Below are 20,844 nucleotides of genomic sequence, written 5' to 3' on the forward strand. Positions count from 1 at the left end.
ATTGCTGTTGTTTTTGTTGGAGTATCCCGATTTTTGATCAGCGTTGAGCGTAAAGATGGCTTCGCCCTCAAGGTATCTCGCATTCTGCGGGAGGCAACCGAACACCGGTTGGATATGTACCTCTTTATTCCCGGCGAACTGGGGCTGAACACCAATGTAGTGCCGGAAGAAGAGTTTTACCACAGCGCCATTCAGGTACAGCGCACCTATTTCAGTGACCAGCCGCTGCTGCCACTGGTACACAGCCGACTGGCCCGCCGGGGCAAGCTCACCACCGAGCAATACCGGCTCAGCCTCAGCCTCTATGCCTATCAGTACGTGGTGGGGCTGGAGCAGTCCTGTCACAAGCTGCGTAACGAAAAAGACGGCGCCGGCCAGGAGGCGATAGAAGAGGTGATCGCCCTGGCCCAGGATATTCTGCGCCGCCTGCGCCGCAATGTGCCCACCGATCAGACCCTGCTCAAGTACTACGCCAATATCGACAACTATCTGTCCTGGTTTACCGAGCAGCGGCTGTTGTCGCTGGTCGCCCATCTGCCCCGCAACGGCGACTACAAGACCACCAAGTCACTGCTGCTGGAAGTGTGTGATATCGAACGCCGGCATCGTGAACGGCAGCAATATAATTCCAGCCACACCACGGAGGCGCTGTCGCGCATCTCCAACAAGATGCGGCTGCTGCGCAGATTGATCGAATATCCGGTAACGCTCAAGGAGAAAACCCGGGAGCTGGGTGGCGGCGAGCAGAAGCTGCTCAAGGCCGGGGTCACCGCCGTGGTGATGACCTCGGTGTCGCTGGCCGCCTACGAGGTGCGCGAAACCCTGGGCGGTATCTCGCTGATGGTGATTTTCGCCCTGGCCCTACTTTATGCTCTGCGTGAACTGTTCAAGGACGACTTGCGCAACACCCTGTGGCGCTGGCTGCGCAAGGGGCGCCCCAAATGGCGACGACAGTATTTTGATGTGCACAGCACCCAACTGGTGGGCCGCCAGCTGGAGTGGTTCGACTACCGGCGCAGCTCGCGACTGGATGACGATATTCTGGCCGCCCGGCGCGCCACCATCAGCCAGCGGGAAGAGGTGATCATGCACTATGGCAGCCACTCCCGCATGTTGCCCACCCGTTTTCTGAGTGGCTACGAGCAGACACGCGAAGTACTGCAGCTGGACTTGAGTCTGCTGTCCAAGCTGATGGAAAAGGGCTCGCATCATGTCTATCAGTTGAACGAGGGGCAGGTGTCCCGCCAATCGGTGGAAAAACGCTATCTGATCAACCTGGTCACCCGCGAAATACAGGGCCAGAAGCCGCCGGTTATTCAGCGCTGGAAGGTGGTGATGAGCCGCTCCAAAATCGTGGAAATAGAGGAAATTCCGCAACGAAAACCCGCCGGCTCTTCTTCACAAGCATAATAACCCTCCTTGTCTCAACCCCGTTCGACCACGAACACCGGGCGACTCAATCATCCTGACTCGACTATTGGCCCTTACACTTTGGCATGATTAATGCCTGTTATTTTATGTGAGCGACATCACACGACACCTCGCACTATTCTGGCCAGGCAACAACGGCATTGCACCATAGTAATGCAACACCTGCACCACCACGGAGCATGAAGGAGAAGAGATTCATGGACAGTATCAGTACCGCCATCGACACCCTGGCACAGAGTGCCAACACCCTGTTTATTCTGATGGGGTCTGTCATGGTGTTTGCCATGCACGCCGGCTTCGCCTTTCTCGAAGTGGGCACGGTGCGCCACAAGAACCAGGTCAACGCCCTGGCCAAGATCATGACCGACTTCGGCTTTTCCGCCGTCGCCTACTTCTTTGTCGGCTACTGGGTGGCCTATGGCGTCACCTTCTTTCAGGACGCCGAAACCCTGTCTGCCGGTCAGGGCTACGAGCTGGTCAAGTTCTTCTTTCTGATGACCTTTGCCGCCGCCATTCCCGCCATCGTTTCCGGCGGCATCGCCGAGCGGGCCAAATTCTGGCCCATTCTGTGCGCGTCATCGCTGTCGGTGGCCCTGGTCTATCCGTTTTTCGAAGGCATCGCCTGGAACGGCAACTTCGGCCTGCAAGCCTGGCTGGAAAACACCTTCGGCGCGCCCTTTCATGACTTTGCCGGCTCTGTGGTGGTGCATGGCGTTGGCGGCTGGATAGCCCTGGTGGCGGTATTGCTGCTGGGTGTACGCCGGGGTCGTTACCGCAACGGCAAGCTGGTGGCCTTTCCGCCGTCCAACATTCCCTTTCTGGCCCTCGGCGCCTGGATACTGTCCATCGGCTGGTTCGGCTTCAACGTGATGTCGGCCCAGACTCTGGACGGCATTTCCGGCCTGGTGGCACTGAACTCCATGATGGCCATGGTCGGTGGCATTATCGCCGCGCTGATCCTGGGCAAGAATGACCCGGGCTTCATCCATAACGGTCCGTTGGCCGGCCTGGTGGCGGTGTGTGCCGGCTCGGATCTGATGCACCCCATCGGAGCCCTGGTGGTGGGCATGATCGCCGGCGGCCTGTTCGTGTGGCTGTTTACCCTGCAGCAGAACAAGTTGAAGATCGACGATGTGCTGGGTGTCTGGCCGCTGCACGGCATTTGCGGCGCTTGGGGTGGCATTGCCGCCGGTATTTTTGGCCAGCAGGCACTGGGTGGCCTGGGCGGCGTCAGCATTCTCTCTCAGCTGCTGGGCACCGCCGCCGGTATCCTGGTGGCCCTGTTGGGCGGCCTGCTGGTGTACGGCAGCATCAAGCTGCTGGTGGGTATTCGTCTGACCGAAGAGCAGGAGTTCAACGGTGCCGATCTCAGCATCCACAAGATTGCCGCCACCTTCAACGACTGAGTCATCCCAATCTAAATAAAGATATGATCTATTTTAGAACCGGACACGAGAGGCAACAGAGTCACCTCCCACAGGCGACGCCGCAGCAGAGGGGCGGATGAAGGGTTCTACTTCAGCGACCATCACATGACAGGACGTCATGTGCTGAGCGCCACATGGAGGTGCTTGCAGCGTGTCGGTGGAGTTGACCCTTCGTTCGACCTTTACCGGGCAGCTAAACAGACCCGTTAGTTTTACAGATTGATATAAGACCATCACGTCTTTCACAGCAGGCGCTACCTTAATGTAAAGGTGGCGCCTGTTGCGATTCGGACTATCAGCATGATCTCACACAAAGTTTGATTTCAGTAGTAAAAAAGAGAATCAATGAGCACTCACAAAGCAGAAAACTTCACGCCAAGACAAAAAAATGGCATTCTGCGCGCCGCTCCGCCACACCCGACCCGCTCGGTGTGACGAATCAGAGGCTCCAAACCTCACCTCAGGGCATCCTTGATGCCACCGTTTTGCTCCCTTATATCGGATAAGGAGAATCCATCTGATGACTACCGACAAGAAAAAAATGTCGCTGACCGGCAAGGTCCTGCTGGGCATGAGCCTGGGTATTGTGGCCGGCTTTATCTTCCGTACCCTGCTGGCCGACGTCACCTTCGTGCAGGAATATATCGTCAATGGTCTGCTGCAGGTGGGTGGCGAAATCTTTATCGCCAGCCTCAAGATGCTGGTGGTACCGTTGATTTTCGTGTCTTTGGTCTGCGGCACCAGCTCACTGAAAGACCTTTCCACCCTGGGACGCCTCGGGGGCAAGACACTGGCGTTTTATCTGGTCACCACCGCCATCGCCATCACCCTGGCGCTGTTGATGGGCAACCTGTTCAAACCCGGTGACGGCGTCGACCTGACCAGCGCCACCACCTTCGCCGCCAAGGAAGCGCCCAGCCTGGGCCAGGTGATTGTCGGCATGTTCCCCACCAACCCCATCAATTCGATGGCCGAGGGCAACACCCTGCAGATCATCGTGTTTGCGGTACTGTTCGGCATCGCCATCAGCCTGGCCGGCAAACCGGGCGAGCGCATTGCCGCCCTGTTCAATGACTTCAACGAGGTCATCATGAAGCTGGTGACGCTGCTGATGAACGTGGCGCCCTTTGGCGTCTTCTGCCTGATGGCCCAGCTGTTTACCAGCCTGGGACTGGATGCCATCGTCAACCTGCTGGAGTATTTCCTGGTGCTGGCCGGTACCCTGCTGCTGCATGGTCTGGTGACCTACTCCGTCATGTTCCGGGTCTTTACCGGCCTGAATCCGCTGACCTTCCTCAAGAAAATGGAAGATGCGGTGATGTTCGCCTTTTCCACCGCCTCCTCCAACGCCACCATTCCGGTGACCATGGAGACCGCGACCCGCCGCATGGGGGTAGACAACAAGGTGGCCGCCTTTACCGTGCCGCTGGGTGCCACCATCAACATGGATGGCACCGCCATCATGCAGGGCGTGGCCACCGCCTTTATCGCCCAGGCGTTCAACATCGATCTGAGCTTCAACGACTACCTGATGGTGATCATGACCGCGACTCTGGCTTCCGTTGGCACCGCCGGTGTACCCGGTGTCGGCCTGATCATGCTGGCCATGGTGCTGAACCAGGTGGGCCTGCCGGTAGAAGGCATAGCACTGATCATCGGTGTCGACCGTCTGCTGGACATGATCCGCACCGCGGTCAACATTACCGGCGACTCGGTAGTGACCTGCATCGTGGGTAAGAGCGAAGGTGCCATGGATGTGGCGCGCTTCAACAACCCCGACGCCGGCAAGAAAGAAGAAGAAATTCACTTTCCGCACCAGGCCCCGTCGCAAGCCAAAACCGAGGCCTGACCGCCGTTTTCAACCTGCATCACGCCCGGGCCTCGCCCGGGCTTTTTTATCCGCCACCTCCCCATGCCAATCGCATTTCTGCGCACCGACCAGCAAAATGACACTGACAAGCATTGCTCCGGCCTGTCTAACGTCGCATTATGGACTCATGCATCACCGCCTGAGGACAGGGATGAATTCAGTATTGATACTTGCTGTAGGCGGGCTAACGTCAATGTTTCACCGGTTATCCGGTTATCGCCTGCTGTCAGGTTTATGCCTGTTGCTTGCCTTCAGCCACGCTCTGTTGGCGAGCGAATCCCGAGTACCACTCAGCGTCACCCAGCAGGTCTATCTCAATGCCCATCCCACCCTGTCGATGTGCGTGGATCCGGATTGGCTACCGTTTGAAGCAATAGACAAAAACAACCGGCATGTGGGCATCGCCGCCGATCTTATCGCCCTGGTCGCCGCCAAAACCGGATTACGAATACAGCTGTATCCCACCTCCGGCTGGGAAGAGAGCCTGGCCGCCTCCCGTAACGGAGACTGCGTGGCGCTGAGTTTGCTCAACCAGACCCCGGAGCGTGAACAGTGGCTGATCTTTACCGACCCGCTGCTGGACGACCCCAATGTGTTGATCACCCGGGAAGAGTTTCCCTTTATCTCCGATGTCGCCGGCCTGACCGACAAGACCATTGCCCTGCAGCGGGGCACCGCCATGGCCGAATTCTTCGCCCGGGACTTTCCCAACCTGACCATTATCGACACCGATACCGAGCCCGAGGCCCTGCAACTGGTCTCGGATGGCAAAGCCGATCTGACCCTGAGATCCCTGGTGGTGGCCGCCCATACCATCAAGCAGCAGGGCTGGTACAACCTCAAGATTTCGGGACAGATTCCCGGTTACGAAAACCGGCTGCGCATGGGGGTATTGCAGTCGGAACATACCCTGCGCGATATTCTCAACCAGGGTATCAATGCCATTACCGCGCAGGAACGGCAAAAAGTGATGGATCGTCATCTGTCATTGCAGATGGTGTCGGAGGTGATTACCGATTACACCCTGGCCTACGGGCTGGGATTGCTGCTGATTGCCGTTATCGGCACCAGCCTGTTCTGGGCGCGTCGCCTGCGGGCACTGAACCGGCAGCTCGAGTTGACGGCACAGACCGACTCCCTGACCCGCTTGCCCAACCGCCACGGCCTGAATGCAACGCTGGAAAAAGACCTGCAACGCGCCCTGCGTTACCATCATCCACTGGCGGTGATCATGATCGACATCGATCACTTCAAGCACGTCAACGATCAATACGGCCATCTGGTTGGCGACAAGGTGCTGGTTCAATTTGGCGAGCTGTTAAAAACGCATCTGCGCGAAGCCGACTCCATCTGCCGCTGGGGCGGAGAAGAGTTTCTTATTCTCTGCTTTGATACCGACCTCGAGCACAGCCGACAACTGGCCGAACGGCTGCTGCACAGCATACGCCGGCATCGCTTTCCCTGTGGCGACCGCATTACCGCCAGCGCCGGCCTCGCTACACTGGCACCCGGTGATACCGTGGATACCCTGATACAACGAGCCGACGATGCCCTTTACCAGGCCAAGCACAAGGGCCGGGATCAGGCCTGTGCAGCCAGGCCGGCAGCTCGAACCAACGACCACGGCGATAGCGCCGAAAAGTCCTGAACACCGGCCTGCCCGACGAGCAATTCGGTACGACCAGACCCTCTTTAATCGAGTGACGCCACAGAATTCACTCAAGCCCCTTAAGTCCGAGGGGCGATATGTCATACAATGCCGGTCGGAAATTCAATCCAGCGGCGTTGGCCAGCGCCAGCGCCAGCCAAAAGTTGGTGCCACGCTGAGCCGTTGAACCCCCATCTATCAAGCAGGGACAGAGCGAAATAATGACCACCAAAGTACCCACTATCGTATATACCTTGACCGACGAGGCTCCCGCCTTAGCCACTTATTCTTTGCTTCCCATCGTACGTACCTTTGCCAGCTCCGCCGGCATTAACGTGACCCTGAGCGACATCTCGCTGGCCGGCCGTATTCTGGCCGCCTTTCCCGAGCGCCTGAGCGAAGCACAACGAGTGGCCGACGGCCTGAGCGAACTGGGCGAACTGACCCAGGATCCGCACGCCAACATCATCAAGCTGCCCAACATCAGCGCCTCTGTGCCCCAGCTGCGCGCCTGTATCAAAGAACTGCAGGCTCAGGGTTTCGATGTTCCCGACCTGCCGGAAGAAGCCAGAACCGACGAAGAGAAATCCGCCGCCGAACGCTATTCCAAAATCCTCGGCAGCGCGGTCAACCCGGTGCTGCGCCAGGGTAACTCGGATCGTCGTGCCCCGGCCGCGGTCAAGGCGTTCGTCCGCAAGTATCCCCATTCGATGGGTGCCTGGAGCAAGGCTTCCCGCTCTCACGCCGACTACATGAACGGCGGCGACTTCTTCTCCAGCGAGCAGTCGGTCACCATGGACACCGCCCAGACAGTGCGCATCGAGTTCATCGACAAGGCCGGCAAGATCGAGCTGAAGAAAGAGCTGCCGCTGCAGGCCGGCGAAGTACTGGACGGCATGTTCATGAGCGCCAAGGCGCTGGAAAGCTTCTTCGAGCAGACCCTGCAGGACTGTAAAGAGACCGGCGTGATGTGGTCACTGCACGTCAAGGCCACCATGATGAAGGTGTCACACCCCATCGTATTCGGCCATGCGGTCAAGGTGTTCTATCGCGAAGTATTCGAAAAATACGGTGAGCTGTTCGACGAGCTGGGCGTCAATGCCAACAACGGCATGAACAGCGTACTGGAGAAGATCAAGGCCCTGCCCCAGTCCACCCAGGATGAAATCGAGCAGGCGATTCACGACTGTTACGAGCACCGCCCGGAAATGGCGATGGTCGACTCCGTTAAAGGCATCACCAACCTGCATGTGCCCAGCGACGTGATCGTGGATGCCTCCATGCCCGCCATGATCCGCAGCTCCGGCAAGATGTGGGGCCGTGACGGCAAGCTGAAAGACACCAAGGCGGTGATGCCGGAAAGCACCTATGCCCGCATCTATCAGGAAGTGATCAACTTCTGCAAGACCAACGGCGCCTTCGATCCGCGCACCATGGGTACCGTGCCCAACGTGGGTCTGATGGCGATGAAGGCCGAAGAATACGGCTCGCATGACAAGACCTTCGAGCTGAACGAAGACGGCACCATGCGCGTGGTCGATGCCAACGGCCAGGTGCTGATGCAGCACGACGTGGAAAAAGGCGATATCTGGCGCGCCTGCCAGACCAAGGACGCGGCCATTCGCGACTGGGTCAAGCTGGCCGTTACCCGTGCCCGTCAATCCAGCACTCCGGCGGTATTCTGGCTGGATGCCGAACGCGCCCACGACAATGAGCTGCGCAAAAAGGTGGAAGCCTGCCTGCAGGATCACGATCTGACCGACCTGGACATTCACATCATGTCCTACAACGAAGCCATTCGTTTCTCGATGGAGCGCATGATGCGCGGCCAGGACACCATTTCCGTGACCGGCAACGTGCTGCGTGACTACCTGACTGACCTGTTCCCGATCATGGAGCTGGGCACCTCGGCCAAGATGCTGTCTATCGTACCCATGCTGGCCGGTGGCGGCATGTACGAAACCGGTGCCGGCGGCTCCGCGCCCAAGCACGTGCAACAGCTGATGGAAGAAAACCACCTGCGTTGGGACTCACTGGGTGAATTCCTGGCCCTGGCGGTGTCGCTGGAAGAGCTGGGCATCAAGGAAGACAACGCCCGCGCCAAGCTCCTGGCCAAGTGCCTGGACAAGGCCACCGAGCTGCTGCTGGACAACGGCAAGTCGCCGTCGCGCAAAGCCGGCGAGCTGGACAACCGCGGCAGCCACTTCTACCTGAGCCTGTACTGGGCCCAGCAAGTAGCCGCCCAGACCGACGATGCCGAACTGGCCGCCCACTTTGCGCCGCTGGCCAAGGCCCTGGCCGACAACGAACAGCAGATCGTCGCCGAGCTGAATGCGGTGCAAGGTCAGTCTGCCGGCTTGACCGGTTACTACCACGTCGATCAGGCGGCGGTAGAAAAGGTGATGCGCCCCAGCGCCACCCTCAACCAGGCACTGGCAACACTGAACGCCTGAAACTGACCGTCTGAATCGATTCGGTTAAAGAAAACCCCGGTATGCCATGCCGGGGTTTTTTATTGGCTGCAGCGAGAGGTGAAGCGCGCCACCCTGCGCTTGGTATCGGTATACCCACAATGGGCGATGCCATACCGCCATTCGTCGGTCACCCCATCAGACTCATGCTACACTGCCACAAGATCAGGTTCTGCTGATATACGTCGTTTTCGGCCGGTTAACAGTGGGCCTACAGACCTGATTCAAGACAAGCAGATACTCGCCCTGAATCTTTCAGGCTTGCCAGGGAACGGCCGTGACTTAGGGTCTGTTGACCTTTCGAGATGATCAAAAATAACAAGAGGATAGCCATTTTTATGTCTCGTTCATTTCTTTATTCTCTCGCCACCCTGGCTCCGCTACTGGCAGTGCCGGCCCAAGCCCAGTACACCTGGAGCGGCAGCCTGGGTGCTTCTGCCGTCATGGCGCCCGACTATCTGGGCAGTGACGACTACAAAGCGCGAGTATTACCGGATCTCAATGTTAGATATGGTGACCTTTTCTACCTGAACTGGCGTGATGGTCTGGGCTGGAATCTGATTCAGCAGCAGGACTGGTCGCTGTCGCCCTTTATCGGCTATCAACCGGGCCGCGACAACACCGGCGATTTGAGCCGTTTCGACCAGGTGGATGGCGGCCTCTCCGGCGGTGTCAGAGTCAGCTATCAACCGGGCTCCTGGCGCTACAGTCTGCAGGCCGAAACCCCGCTGACCGGCGATGTGGATGGCTACCAGCTGACCGCACGCGCCGGCTGGCGCGAAAAAGTAGCCCCCAACTTGCGTGCGAGCTTTGGCCCCAGTCTGGTTTACAGCAGCAAGGAATGGACGCAGGACATGTTCGGAGTGACCGCCGCCGATGCCGCCCGCAGCGGCCTGTCTCGCTATCGTCCCGACCAGGGTTATCTGCGTCTGGGCCTGAGTGGCAGTCTCAACTACCGTTTTGCCCCCGACTGGAGCATTACCGGCCTGGCCGGCATCACTCGGCTCACCGGTGATGCAAAAGACAGCCCCATCGTTAGTCAGGCGGGTGAGGCCACCCAGGCCCTGGCCGGCGCGGTACTCAGCTACCACTTCTAAGCGGACTTTCCGGTCGTCCATCGACAGGCGGCATACAGAGGCAACCGGGTTGCCTCTTTCATGCTTCCGAAGTCATAATGCGGTAAATACCACCAGCTTGTTTACCGCCGCCCACCGGTCAAATTCATTAGTAATGGAACCATATTGCACCACTCGTCACCCGCATTATTCCAAGCGTGGTCACTTTCGCCGAACAGACCACCTCTGCTAGCCTCCCAGTCAAAAAACATACAACCCCCCTTAAAAACACCAATCAAATATAAAATAAAGAATAATAATCTGCTTTATCAGACGCTTCTTCAGCCACCACCGTCCCGCAACATACACTTGCATGCGTCGACTCCTTGCGTCCTGCCTCGTCTTTTGCCAGTCTATAATGGCCTCAAATGAAATTAGAACTCGAAACGAAGGAGTGCATGGAATGAACAAGCAAAAAGGACTCAAGCTGGCGACCGGGCTGTCGGCGCTGGCGCTGTTCACCTGTAGTGCCGTCCAGGCAGACAACTGGCGCTATGCCCACGAGGAATACGAAGGCGACGTACAGGATGTATACGCGCAAAAATTCAAGGAATACATAGAAGAGCACTCGGATCATACGCTGCAAATCTATCGTTTCGGTGAGCTGGGCGAGTCTGATGACATCATGGAGCAAACCCAGGCCGGTATTCTCAACTTCGTGAACCAGTCACCCGGCTTCACCGGCTCCCTGATCCCCGAAGCCCAGATTTTCTTCATTCCCTACCTGATGCCTACCGACATGAAGACGGTGGTGAACTTCTTTCGCGAGAGCAAGGCCATCAACGAGGACTTTCCCGAGCTTTATGCGCAAAAAGGTCTGGAACTGCTGAAAATGTATCCCGAAGGCGAAATGGTCATCACCCTGGATGAAAAAGCCACCACGCCGGAAGAGCTGAACAACAAGAAAATTCGGGTCATGACCAACCCGCTGCTGTCGGAAACCTATTCCGCCTTCGGCGCCACGCCGACCCCCCTGCCCTGGGGTGAAGTCTATGGCGCCCTGCAAACCAACATGATTCAGGGGCAGGAAAACCCGATTTTCTGGATCGAGTCCGGCGGCCTCTATGAAGTGTCTCCCAACCTGATTTTCACCGGTCACGGCTGGTTTACCACCGCCATGATGGCCAATCAGGACTTCTACAACGGCCTGGCCGATGAGGACAAGGCACTGGTGCAGAAAGCGGCCGATCACGCCTTCGAGGAAATTATCGAGCACATCGATGGCCTCGCCGACCGCTCGCTGGAGAAAATTACCAGCAACAGTAAAAAGGTCACGGTAACTCGTCTGGATGACACCCAGATTGCGGCCTTCAAGGAGCGAGCTCCTCAGGTGGAAGACAAGTTTATCGATATGACCGGAGACAGCGGCAAGGCGCTGCTGAACCAGTTCAAACAGGATCTTGAAAACCTGCAAGCCAACTGATATTTGGCCACAGCCCCACTGCACCACGCCAGTGGGGCCTGACTTTAACCCCTACCCCCGACGTTTTGGCCAAGGGGGGCGAGACTGCTCCGGAGCATCATCATGTCTGAGCACACCCCTGAACTAGAAGATGACACCGCTTCCTATGACTCCGGCCTGCCCGGTGTTCTCGGCGTGATCGACGAGTGGATTGCCCGATTCGAGGCCGTCATGCTGGCATCCGGCGTACTGCTGATGGCCATCAACACCTGCGCCAATGTCATCGCCCGCTTCGTCTTTGGCGAGGGTTTCTTTTTTTCCGGCGAGATCAACCGGATTCTGATTATCTTCATCACCTTTGCCGGCCTCGGCTACGCCGCCCGTCACGGCCGTCATATTCGCATGTCGGCGCTGTACGACGCGCTGCCCGCCCGGGCGCGGAAGGTACTGATGATCTTCATCGCCATCGTGACCGCCCTGATCATGTTTTTTCTCAGCTATCACGCCTACGGTTACATCGAAACGCTACACAGCCGCGGCCGTATTCTGCCGGCCCTGGGCATCGAGATCTGGTGGATTTATCTGTGGGCTCCGGTGGGCTTCGCCGTTACCGGCATTCAATACCTGCTGACCGCCGTCAAGAACCTGACCAGCCCCCATGTCTATCTCTCCACCGGGGTGGTGGATGGCTACGGTGATACCGAAAACCATACCGAAACCAAAGTTTAATTCCGGGCGACAATCGAGCGCCTGGCGTCAATAACCATAAAAAGGCATAACGCATGGCAACGCTGTTAATGGCCATCATGATTGGGCTGCTGCTGTTGGGTTTTCCCATGATGATTCCGCTGATCACCGCCTCCGTGGTCGGCTTTGTGATGATGTTCGACGGCTTCGGCCAGATGGGTACCTTTATTCAGCAGATGATGGGCGGCATTCGTCCGGCCTCGCTGATTGCGGTGCCGATGTTTATTCTTGCCGCCGATATCATGACCCGCGGCCACTCTGCCGACCGACTGGTTAACATGGTCATGGCCTTTATCGGCCACATCAAGGGGGGCCTTGCCATCAGCACCGCCACCTCCTGCACCCTGTTCGGCGCCGTGTCCGGCTCCACCCAGGCCACTGTGGTGGCAATAGGCTCGCCGCTACGGCCGAAAATGCTCAAGGCCGGTTATTCCGACTCCTTTACCCTGGCGCTGATTATCAATGCCAGTGATATCGCCTTTTTGATCCCCCCCAGCATCGGCATGATCATCTACGGGGTTATTTCCGAAACTTCCATCGCCGAGCTGTTTATCGCCGGCATCGGACCCGGCCTGCTGATCCTGGTGATGTTTTCGCTCTATTGCCTGTATTACGCCCACAAGCACCAGGTACCCACAGAGCCGAAAGCCGGCTGGTCGGAACGTATGGTTGCGGTACGAGAAGCACTGTGGCCGCTGTTTTTTCCGGTGATTATCGTCGGCGGCATCTACGGCGGTATCTTCAGCCCTACCGAGGCGGCCGCGGTCTGCGTGCTTTATGCCTTTCTGCTGGAGTTTGTGGTGTTTCGCGCGCTCAAGCTCAAGGAAATCTATCGCATCGCCAAGTCCACCGGCCTGATCACCGCCGTGGTCTTTATTCTGGTGGCGGTTGGTAATGGCTTCTCCTGGATACTGTCGTTCGCCCAGATACCCCAGGCCATTCTGGAGTCGGTGGGGGTTAACGAGGCCGGCCCGGTCGGGGTATTGATTGCCATCTGTGTGGCTTTCTTCATCGCCTGCATGTTTGTCGACCCCATCGTCGTCATTCTGGTGCTGACCCCCATCTTCGCCCCGGCGATTCAAGCCACCGGGCTGGATCCGGTTCTGGTGGGGGTACTCATTACCCTGCAGGTGGCCATCGGCTCAGCCACGCCGCCGTTCGGCTGCGATATCTTTACCGCCATCGCCATTTTCAAACGGCCCTATATGGAAGTGATCCGCGGTACGCCGCCGTTTATTTTCATGCTGGTGGCCGCCGCCGGGCTGATTATCGCCTTTCCGGATATCGCCCTGTTTTTACGAGATATGGCCTTTCCAGATTGATGGCAATCCCATGGAGTCTCTAATCAGATATTCGTTCGGAGCACCAGAGGCGACACAGTCACCTCCCTCGACACGCCATAACCCCATCCATGGGGGCTCGGAAATTCCATCCCTGGCATTTCACGGTCGCGGGAGCCGCTCTCTGTTGCCTCTCTGTTTAGCACCGAGTTGTCTGCAGGTCGATCCACAGGCGACTCCGCAGCATTAGGGAGGATGAAGGGTTCTACTCCAGCGCCCATCACATGACAGGACGTCATGTGCTGAGCGTCGCAGGGATGCGGTTCAGCGTGTCGGTGGAGTGAACCCTTCGTTCGACCTTTACCGTAAATCCAAGCAGATCAGTTGGTTTTCCAGATTGTTATGATATGACAGTCAAAAAGATCGAATGTAATCCAATGGTATGATGCACCAACCTGAGACTCGAGAAGACCTGCAGCCCGATGCTGGGGGATCGAAAAAGGGCCCTTGAGGCCCCTTGAGAGTAACGCGGTTATGGTTCAGAAATGCCAGCTCAGGCCCAGCATAAGACCGTTGATGTCATAGTCGCTGCGGTTGATCAGCTGAGCGTATTCCGCGAAGAAGGCCACACCACCAACAGACATGCTCCCGCAAGACATGCGTTCAGTTTCATATAGACCGTCCTTGTGATTATTATTGGTTGTTGTTGCACCACTGTGCCTGGAAAGCGTAGAACAACAACCCAACTAGCTCCATATGAATTACTTCAATCCCAGTTTTTTCGCCAGCTTGTGCAGGTTGCTGGCGTCGATGTCCAGCAACCGGGCGGCGGCGGCCCAGTTGTTTTTGCTATGCACGAGCGCCTGCTCGATGGCCTGGCGCTGGGCCTGGTGGATAACCAGTTGCATGCTGGCCGGCGGTGGGACGGCCGTGGTTGTGCCGGTGGCCGCACCGGAATCGGGGACGGCGCCGGTCTCGGGGACGGTGCCTGCCGAGTCATGGGGAGCGCCGACCAGATCCAGCAGCTCCGGCTCCAGAGTGATAATGTCTTCCCGTGCCGCGCCGCGACTGAGGGCTTTTATTGCCGCCCGACTGATCACATGCTCCAGTTCACGCACATTGCCGGGCCAGTCATACTGGCACAGGGCCTGTTCCGAAGCCGGCGACAAACGCAGGCTGCGCACCCCCAACCGTGTCCGGTTCAGCTCCAGAAAGTGACCGGCCAGCACCAGCACGTCACCGCCCCGCTCGCGCAAGGGCGGTATCGGCACCGGGTACACCGACAGCCGGTGATAGAGATCGGCACGAAAATGACCATCACGCACGCTGTCGTGCAGTTGGCGGTTGGTGGCGGCAATCACCCGCACATTGACCTTGCGCGGCTTGTCTTCCCCCAATCGCTGGATTTCACCGTTCTGCAATGTCCGCAGCAACTTGGCCTGAATACCGAGCGGTAACTCGCCCACCTCGTCCAGAAACAGGGTGCCGCCGTCGGCGGCCTCGAAGCGCCCGGGCCGGGCGCTGTCGGCACCGGAAAAGGCCCCCTTTACATGACCGAACAGCTCGCTCTCGGCCAGGGATTCGGGCAGGGCGGCGCAGTTGACCTGCACCAGGGACTGGTTACGGCGGGGGGAGCACTGGTGCAGGCGACGGGCGAACAGATCCTTGCCCACGCCGGTTTCGCCGGTCAGCAGCACCGGCAGCTCCGAGTCGGCCACCACATCCAGCTCGTGCAGCAGCCGCTTGAGCTGGGGGCTCTGACCCAGTATTTCGCCTTCCAGCCGTTCGCCGAGCGGCGCCGGCGCTCCCTGCCGGGCCAGCCGAAGCGCCCGCATATCCTGCTCCAGCCGGGTCATGCGCACCGCGGCGGCGGCGGTAAGAGCCAGGCGCTGCAACTGCTCCCGGGCATCCCGATCAAAAGTACCCGCCGTCAGCGCGTCCAGCGTCAGCGCCCCCCACAGCTCACCGTCCAGATACAGGCTGATCCCCATGCAGTCATGCACCGGCAACGCCTCGCCCACGTGGTGCTCGAGCAGGCCATCGTAAGGGTCGGGCAGCGGTGAGTCGGGAGCAAAGGCAACGGTGCTGCGGCTGGCCAGAATGGCCGCCAGCCGGGGATGCTGAGTCACCACGAAGCGGCGGCCCAGGGCCTCGCGCACCAGGCCGTCTACCGCCACCGGGCTCAGCACCTCACCATGCAGCCTGAGCAAACAGACGGCCCCGCAACGAAAGTGCTCGCGCAACAGGCGCACCAGACTTTGCAGCCGCACCGCACTGGGCAGCTCGGTAGCCAGATCTGCCAGCAGAATCTCATAAAGCATAGGGTATTAATCACCATCAAAGGGTTTTAAATACCCTACACGGACAAGGTAAAAATAACCATAAAAACAAAAATACCATTTATATCAACAATTTAAAAAGTGGCATGTTGATTGCAATTTATTAGATAGATTACCACCGCCAAGGAGCAACATCATGAGCCTGCTTAATCACTCCCTCGGCTCGCTGGCCAGGGACATTCCGGGCGCCACCCGATTATTTCATCATTATCAGCTGAATTATTGCTGCGGCGGCAAGGCCTTGCTGAGCGAAGCACTGGCCGAGCGCGGCCTGGACACCGCCGAGGTCATTGCCCGGCTGGAGTTGCTGGCGGCTCGCCATCAGGACGACACCAACTGGGCCGAGGTCGGTATCGACCCGCTTATCGACCATATTCTTGAGCGATATCACGCGGTTCATCGGGAGCAGTTGCCGGTGTTGCTGCAATTGGCCCGCCGGGTGGAAGCGGTACACGAAGCGCATTCTCTTTGCCCATCGGGTCTTGCGGATCATCTCGACGCCATGCGCCAGGAGCTGGAAAGTCATATGCAAAAGGAGGAGCAGATCCTGTTTCCCATGCTGCGCCGAGGCCTGTTCACACCGGCCCGGGCGCCCATCGAGGTGATGCGCATGGAACATGACGACCACGGTCAGGCGCTGAACCGGCTGCTGGAACTCACCCACCAACTCGCCCTGCCCGGCGATGCCTGCACCAGTTGGCAGACGCTGTATGCCGGCATTACCGAGCTGAAAAACGATTTAATGCAACACATTCACCTGGAAAACAACCTGCTGTTCCAGGCGGACTCTCTTAACCCTTCCTCTCGGCACCAGGAGGTGCACCATGGCTAATTATCGTCGCCTGTGGACGATACTACTCGTCGTTCTCGGCCTTACCTTTTCCGTACTCGGCTATTTTGGCCGGGAAGTCTATCGCCAGGCACCGCCCATACCCGCTCGGGTCGTGACCGAAAGCGGCACCCTGCTCACCACCAAAGACGGCATTCTCGACGGTCAGACCGCCTGGCAATCGGTTGGCGGCATGCAGCTGGGCTCGGTCTGGGGCCACGGTGCCTATCAGGCGCCGGACTGGACCGCCGACTGGCTGCACCGGGAGCTGATGGCCTGGCTGGACCTGGCGGCGATCGATGATTTCGGCAGTCACTACGGCGAGCTGGACGACGAGCAGCAGGCCCTGCTGCAACATCGGCTTAAAAAAGAGTACCGCACCAATGGCTATAACGCCGCCGACGATGTGCTGGTGATCTCAGAACGCCGCGCTCAAGCCATGGCCGATACCGCCGACTATTACAGCCGCCTGTTCGGTAACGACGCGGACTATCAGGCTACGCGCCAAAGCTATGCCATGAAGGAGAACACACTGCCGAGCGCCGAGCGCCGCGCGGATCTGAACAACTTCTTCTTCTGGACCGCCTGGGCCGCGGGTACCGAACGTACCGCCGGTGAGGCCACCTATACCAACAACTGGCCTCATGAGCCGCTGATCGACAACCAACCCACCGCCGAGAATATCGTCTGGTCCATCGTCAGTGTGGTGCTGCTGATTGCCGGTGTCGGCGGCCTGATCTGGGCCTGGGCCTTCCTGCGCAAGGAAGACGAGAAAGAGCCCGCAGCCCCGGCCAAAGATCCGCTGACCAGCTTCAAGCTGACCCCCTCGCAAAAGGCGCTGGGCAAGTACCTGTTTCTGGTGGTCGCCCTGTTTACCTTCCAGGTGATGATGGGCGGCGTGACGGCTCACTACACGGTGGAAGGGCAGCATTTTTACGGCATTGAACTGTCCAAGTGGCTTCCCTATACCCTGACGCGCACCTGGCACCTGCAAAGCGCGCTGTTCTGGATCGCCACCGGTTTCCTGGCCGCCGGCCTGTTTCTCGCTCCCATGATCAACGGTGGCAAGGATCCCAGGTTCCAAAAACTGGGCGTGGATGTGCTGTTCTGGGCGCTGGTCGCCGTGGTGGTCGGCAGCTTTGCCGGTAACTACCTGGCCATTGCGCAGATCATGCCTGCCAACCTCAACTTCTGGCTGGGCCATCAGGGCTATGAATATGTCGACCTGGGTCGCCTGTGGCAGATTGGCAAGTTCACCGGCATAGTGCTGTGGCTGGTGCTGATGCTGCGCGGCATAGTGCCGGCCCTGCGTCAGCCCGGTGACAAACACCTGCTGGCCCTGCTGACCGCCTCCTGTGCCGCCATCGGCCTGTTCTACGGTGCCGGTTTCTTCTACGGCGAGCGCACCCATATCTCGGTCATGGAATACTGGCGCTGGTGGATAGTGCACCTGTGGGTAGAAGGCTTCTTCGAGGTGTTCGCCGCCACCGCCCTGGCCTTTATCTTCTGCAGCATGGGCCTGGTGTCCAAGCGCATGGCCACCACCGCCAGCCTGGCCTCCGCCTCGCTGTTCATGCTGGGCGGCATTCCGGGTACCTTCCACCACCTGTACTTCTCCGGCACCACCACTCCGGTGATGGCAGTGGGTGCGACCTTCAGCGCACTGGAAGTGGTACCGCTGGTGGTACTGGGTTATGAAGCCTGGGAAAACTGGCGCCTGAAACACCGCGCGCCCTGGATGGAAAGCGTGAGATGGCCGCTGATGTTCTTCGTGGCCGTGGCCTTCTGGAACATGCTGGGTGCCGGGGTACTGGGCTTCATGATCAATCCGCCGGTCGCGCTCTACTATATTCAGGGGCTGAACACCACGGCCACCCATGCGCACGCGGCCCTGTTCGGTGTTTATGGCTTCCTGGCTCTGGGCTTCACCCTGCTGGTGCTGCGCTACATTCGCCCCAATCTGGTGTTTAACGAGTCGCTGATGAAAACCGCCTTCTGGTGGCTCAACGGTGGTCTGGTGCTGATGCTGTTCACCAGCGTGCTGCCGGTGGGGGTCATCCAGTTTGTGGCCAGCGCCAGCGAAGGTCTCTGGTATGCCCGCAGCGAAAGCTTCATGCAGCAAGGCCTGCTGCAAACCCTGCGCTGGGTGCGCACCTTCGGTGATGTGGTGTTTATCATCGGTGCCCTGGCCGTGACCTGGCAGGTGGTGATTGGCCTCTGGCCCCGCGGCCGCCAGGCAGAAGAAGGGGTGGCAGAGCTGGCATCCAAATAACGGATAAACCGGCCGGCTTCAGCGTGAAGCCTGTGATTCGCCTACAGAAAAAGAGGACCGCCATGGCGGTCCTCTTTATTTGTGCTTACCGGTTTATATTCATATCGATGTTCTTTGCTGCCCTCTTTGCCGTGCCATCAAGGGCCCGGTTTTATACCAATTTGAATAAAGATCTGATCAATTTTAAACCTAAGATCAGAGGCAACACAGCCGCCTCCCACGACACGCCATAAACTCATCCCTGAGGGCTCGGGAAATGCCGTCCATGGAATTTCACGGTCGTGGTAGTCGATCTCTGTTGCCTCTTCTCGAGCACCGAGTTGTCTGTAAACAACGCCAACAGTCAACTCCCTGGCATCAGGGAGGATAAAGGGAACTGCTCCGCCGACCATCACATGACAGGGACGTCATGTGCTGAGCGTCACAGGGAGGTGCTCGAAGCGGGTCGTCGGAGCAGGCCTTTTGTCCGACCTTTTGTAGAACAACCAAATAGATCAGTTATTTAATCTGTTTGGTATTACCTTGAGTAGCTTATCCTGATTAGGTTACGCCCACCCCTGAATCTGTTCGACGGTCAGCAGCTGCTCCAGCGCCGGTTTGGCAAACAGATAGCCCTGCAGATAACGCACCCCGGCGTTGACTAGAAAGTCCCGTTCTTCCACCGTTTCAATGCCTTCTGCCAGTATCACCACCCCAAGCGTGGCACAGGCCCGCTGAATTTCGGCCAGGCGCTGCTGAGATGCTGGCTCCTGGTGAATATTGCGGATCAGGCTCATGTCCAGTTTCAGAATATCGGGCCGCAGGCTGTGCAACCAGTCCAGGCTGGCAAAACCGGCGCCAAAGTCATCGATGGCGGTGCGAAAGCCATGACGGGCATAAGATTCGAAAATACGTTTGAGCTTGTTTTGACTCACAATCTGCTCACCCTCGATCACCTCGAAGATGATTTTTTCGAGATCAAACTGATACAGGGTGGCCGCCTCTATGGTGGCCCGAATACAGGTATCCGGGTTATAAATGGCGTTGGGCATAAAATTGATACTGAGCAGGGTGTCACACCCCAGCCGGGCCGCCGTTTCTATCGCCTTCACCCGGCAGGACTGATCGAAGTAATATTTATTGTCATCGTTGATACGCTCGAAGACCCAACCCGCCCCCTGCCCTTCGGCGCCGCGTACCAGCGCCTCGTAGGCAAATATTTCCTGTTGCTGCCAGTCGATGATTGGCTGAAAGGCCATCTTGATTTCAAACCCCAGCGACTGGCCACTCAGGCAATCCATGCAACTGTGTTGCTTTATCTGTGTCGGAATATCCATTGCCCTGCCTTTTGCGTCGATAAGCTATTCAGTTGTAGCCGATTTTTTCGGCGTGGAACAAGGAACTACGCCACCGGCTGACAACATGGCGGCGACAGATCACGAAAATCACGGTCTCACTTAATTCCAAAATAAAATTATCTTTTTAATGAAAGGCTTGCGTAACAAGCTCGGTCTAACCGCAAGCCCGCTGATGATTTCCGCCGTCTGGTGACCCAGGTATCGCGGTCAATGGCCATCAAGGCCTCGCAGAGCCTGGACAAATGAAACCACAGACTGCCTTACTCCCGCCACCATCTTTGGGGCGGGTAACGGAGAAAATCGATGTTGACCGTATTTTATGATGGCCGCTGCGTCCTGTGCGACCGGGAAATTGCTTTTTATCGTCGCCACAGCCGCCCCGACTCGGTTCGCTGGCTGGATATCTGGCAGCACGAGCAGACGCTGGCAACGGCTAACCTGACTCCCGCCCAGTGCCTGCAACAACTGCACCTGCTGGATGAGCATCAACGGCTGCATACCGGGGTGGCGGCTTTTATCCTGATGTGGCGCACCGTGCCCCGACTGAACTGGCTGGCGACACTGGCACGGCTGGCACCGGTACGCTGGCTGCTGAGCCTGGGCTATCGGATTTTTCTGTACTGGTATCGACGCCAGCCTCATGTACAGCAATGCAAACTCGGAAAATGACAAGGAA

At 58.1% G+C, this 20,844-nt stretch carries 14 protein-coding genes; 12 read left to right on the forward strand and 2 right to left on the reverse strand.

Features of this window, described 5'->3' with window-relative positions:
- The first annotated feature begins 33 nt into the window (after window positions 1-33).
- From ABD827_RS09355 to ABD827_RS09395, 9 genes are all read left to right on the forward strand, one after another.
- A complete protein-coding gene (locus ABD827_RS09355) occupies window positions 34-1,410 on the forward strand; it encodes a hypothetical protein (RefSeq protein WP_344964385.1) in 1,377 nt (458 codons plus the stop codon).
- 218 nt (window positions 1,411-1,628) lie between these two features.
- Window positions 1,629-2,837, forward strand: coding sequence for an ammonium transporter (locus ABD827_RS09360; RefSeq protein WP_344964387.1), 1,209 nt, complete (start codon window positions 1,629-1,631; stop codon window positions 2,835-2,837).
- A 541-nt stretch (window positions 2,838-3,378) separates the two neighbouring features.
- Entirely contained in the window at window positions 3,379-4,707 is a 1,329-nt protein-coding gene (locus ABD827_RS09365) for a dicarboxylate/amino acid:cation symporter (RefSeq protein WP_344964390.1), read from the forward strand.
- Between the two features lie 214 nt (window positions 4,708-4,921).
- On the forward strand, window positions 4,922-6,376 hold the full coding sequence (locus tag ABD827_RS09370) for a diguanylate cyclase (protein WP_344964392.1): 1,455 nt from the start codon (window positions 4,922-4,924) through the stop codon (window positions 6,374-6,376).
- Between the two features lie 221 nt (window positions 6,377-6,597).
- Window positions 6,598-8,829: an NADP-dependent isocitrate dehydrogenase gene (locus tag ABD827_RS09375; RefSeq protein WP_344964394.1), complete on the forward strand. Its 2,232-nt coding sequence runs from the start codon at window positions 6,598-6,600 to the stop codon at window positions 8,827-8,829.
- Window positions 8,830-9,185: 356 nt separating this feature from the next.
- Complete coding sequence (locus tag ABD827_RS09380; protein ID WP_344964396.1) at window positions 9,186-9,944, forward strand: MipA/OmpV family protein; 759 nt, start codon at window positions 9,186-9,188, stop codon at window positions 9,942-9,944.
- A 421-nt stretch (window positions 9,945-10,365) separates the two neighbouring features.
- Window positions 10,366-11,385: a TRAP transporter substrate-binding protein gene (locus ABD827_RS09385; protein ID WP_344964398.1), complete on the forward strand. Its 1,020-nt coding sequence runs from the start codon at window positions 10,366-10,368 to the stop codon at window positions 11,383-11,385.
- Between the two features lie 102 nt (window positions 11,386-11,487).
- Window positions 11,488-12,093 (forward strand): TRAP transporter small permease, encoded by a 606-nt coding sequence (locus tag ABD827_RS09390; protein WP_344964400.1) that lies wholly within the window; start codon window positions 11,488-11,490, stop codon window positions 12,091-12,093.
- A gap of 53 nt (window positions 12,094-12,146) precedes the next feature.
- Window positions 12,147-13,433 carry a TRAP transporter large permease gene (locus ABD827_RS09395; RefSeq protein ID WP_344964402.1) on the forward strand — a complete coding sequence of 429 codons (1,287 nt, stop codon included), beginning with the start codon at window positions 12,147-12,149 and terminating at the stop codon, window positions 13,431-13,433.
- A 719-nt stretch (window positions 13,434-14,152) separates the two neighbouring features.
- Here the strand turns inward: ABD827_RS09395 and norR are convergent.
- Entirely contained in the window at window positions 14,153-15,712 is a 1,560-nt protein-coding gene (norR, locus tag ABD827_RS09400; protein WP_344964404.1) for a nitric oxide reductase transcriptional regulator NorR, read from the reverse strand.
- Between the two features lie 154 nt (window positions 15,713-15,866).
- Here norR and ytfE point away from each other — a divergent pair, with 154 nt between their 5' ends.
- Both ytfE and ABD827_RS09410 read left to right on the forward strand, forming a co-directional pair.
- A complete protein-coding gene (gene ytfE / locus ABD827_RS09405; RefSeq protein ID WP_344964406.1) occupies window positions 15,867-16,562 on the forward strand; it encodes an iron-sulfur cluster repair protein YtfE in 696 nt (231 codons plus the stop codon).
- Window positions 16,555-18,831 carry a nitric-oxide reductase large subunit gene (locus tag ABD827_RS09410; protein ID WP_344964408.1) on the forward strand — a complete coding sequence of 759 codons (2,277 nt, stop codon included), beginning with the start codon at window positions 16,555-16,557 and terminating at the stop codon, window positions 18,829-18,831. Before ytfE ends, ABD827_RS09410 begins: the two co-directional genes overlap by 8 nt.
- Window positions 18,832-19,376: 545 nt before the next feature.
- On the opposite strand, the gene ABD827_RS09415 is transcribed toward ABD827_RS09410, so the two are convergent.
- Complete coding sequence (locus ABD827_RS09415; RefSeq protein ID WP_344964411.1) at window positions 19,377-20,147, reverse strand: EAL domain-containing protein; 771 nt, start codon at window positions 20,145-20,147, stop codon at window positions 19,377-19,379.
- A 324-nt stretch (window positions 20,148-20,471) separates the two neighbouring features.
- Between ABD827_RS09415 and ABD827_RS09420 the strand changes: the two genes are divergently transcribed.
- Window positions 20,472-20,837: a thiol-disulfide oxidoreductase DCC family protein gene (locus ABD827_RS09420; RefSeq protein WP_344964413.1), complete on the forward strand. Its 366-nt coding sequence runs from the start codon at window positions 20,472-20,474 to the stop codon at window positions 20,835-20,837.
- The last annotated feature ends 7 nt before the right edge of the window (window positions 20,838-20,844 follow it).

Origin of the sequence: Oceanisphaera sediminis, from assembly GCF_039539745.1 — a bacterium.
GTDB lineage: Bacteria > Pseudomonadota > Gammaproteobacteria > Enterobacterales > Aeromonadaceae > Oceanimonas > Oceanimonas sediminis.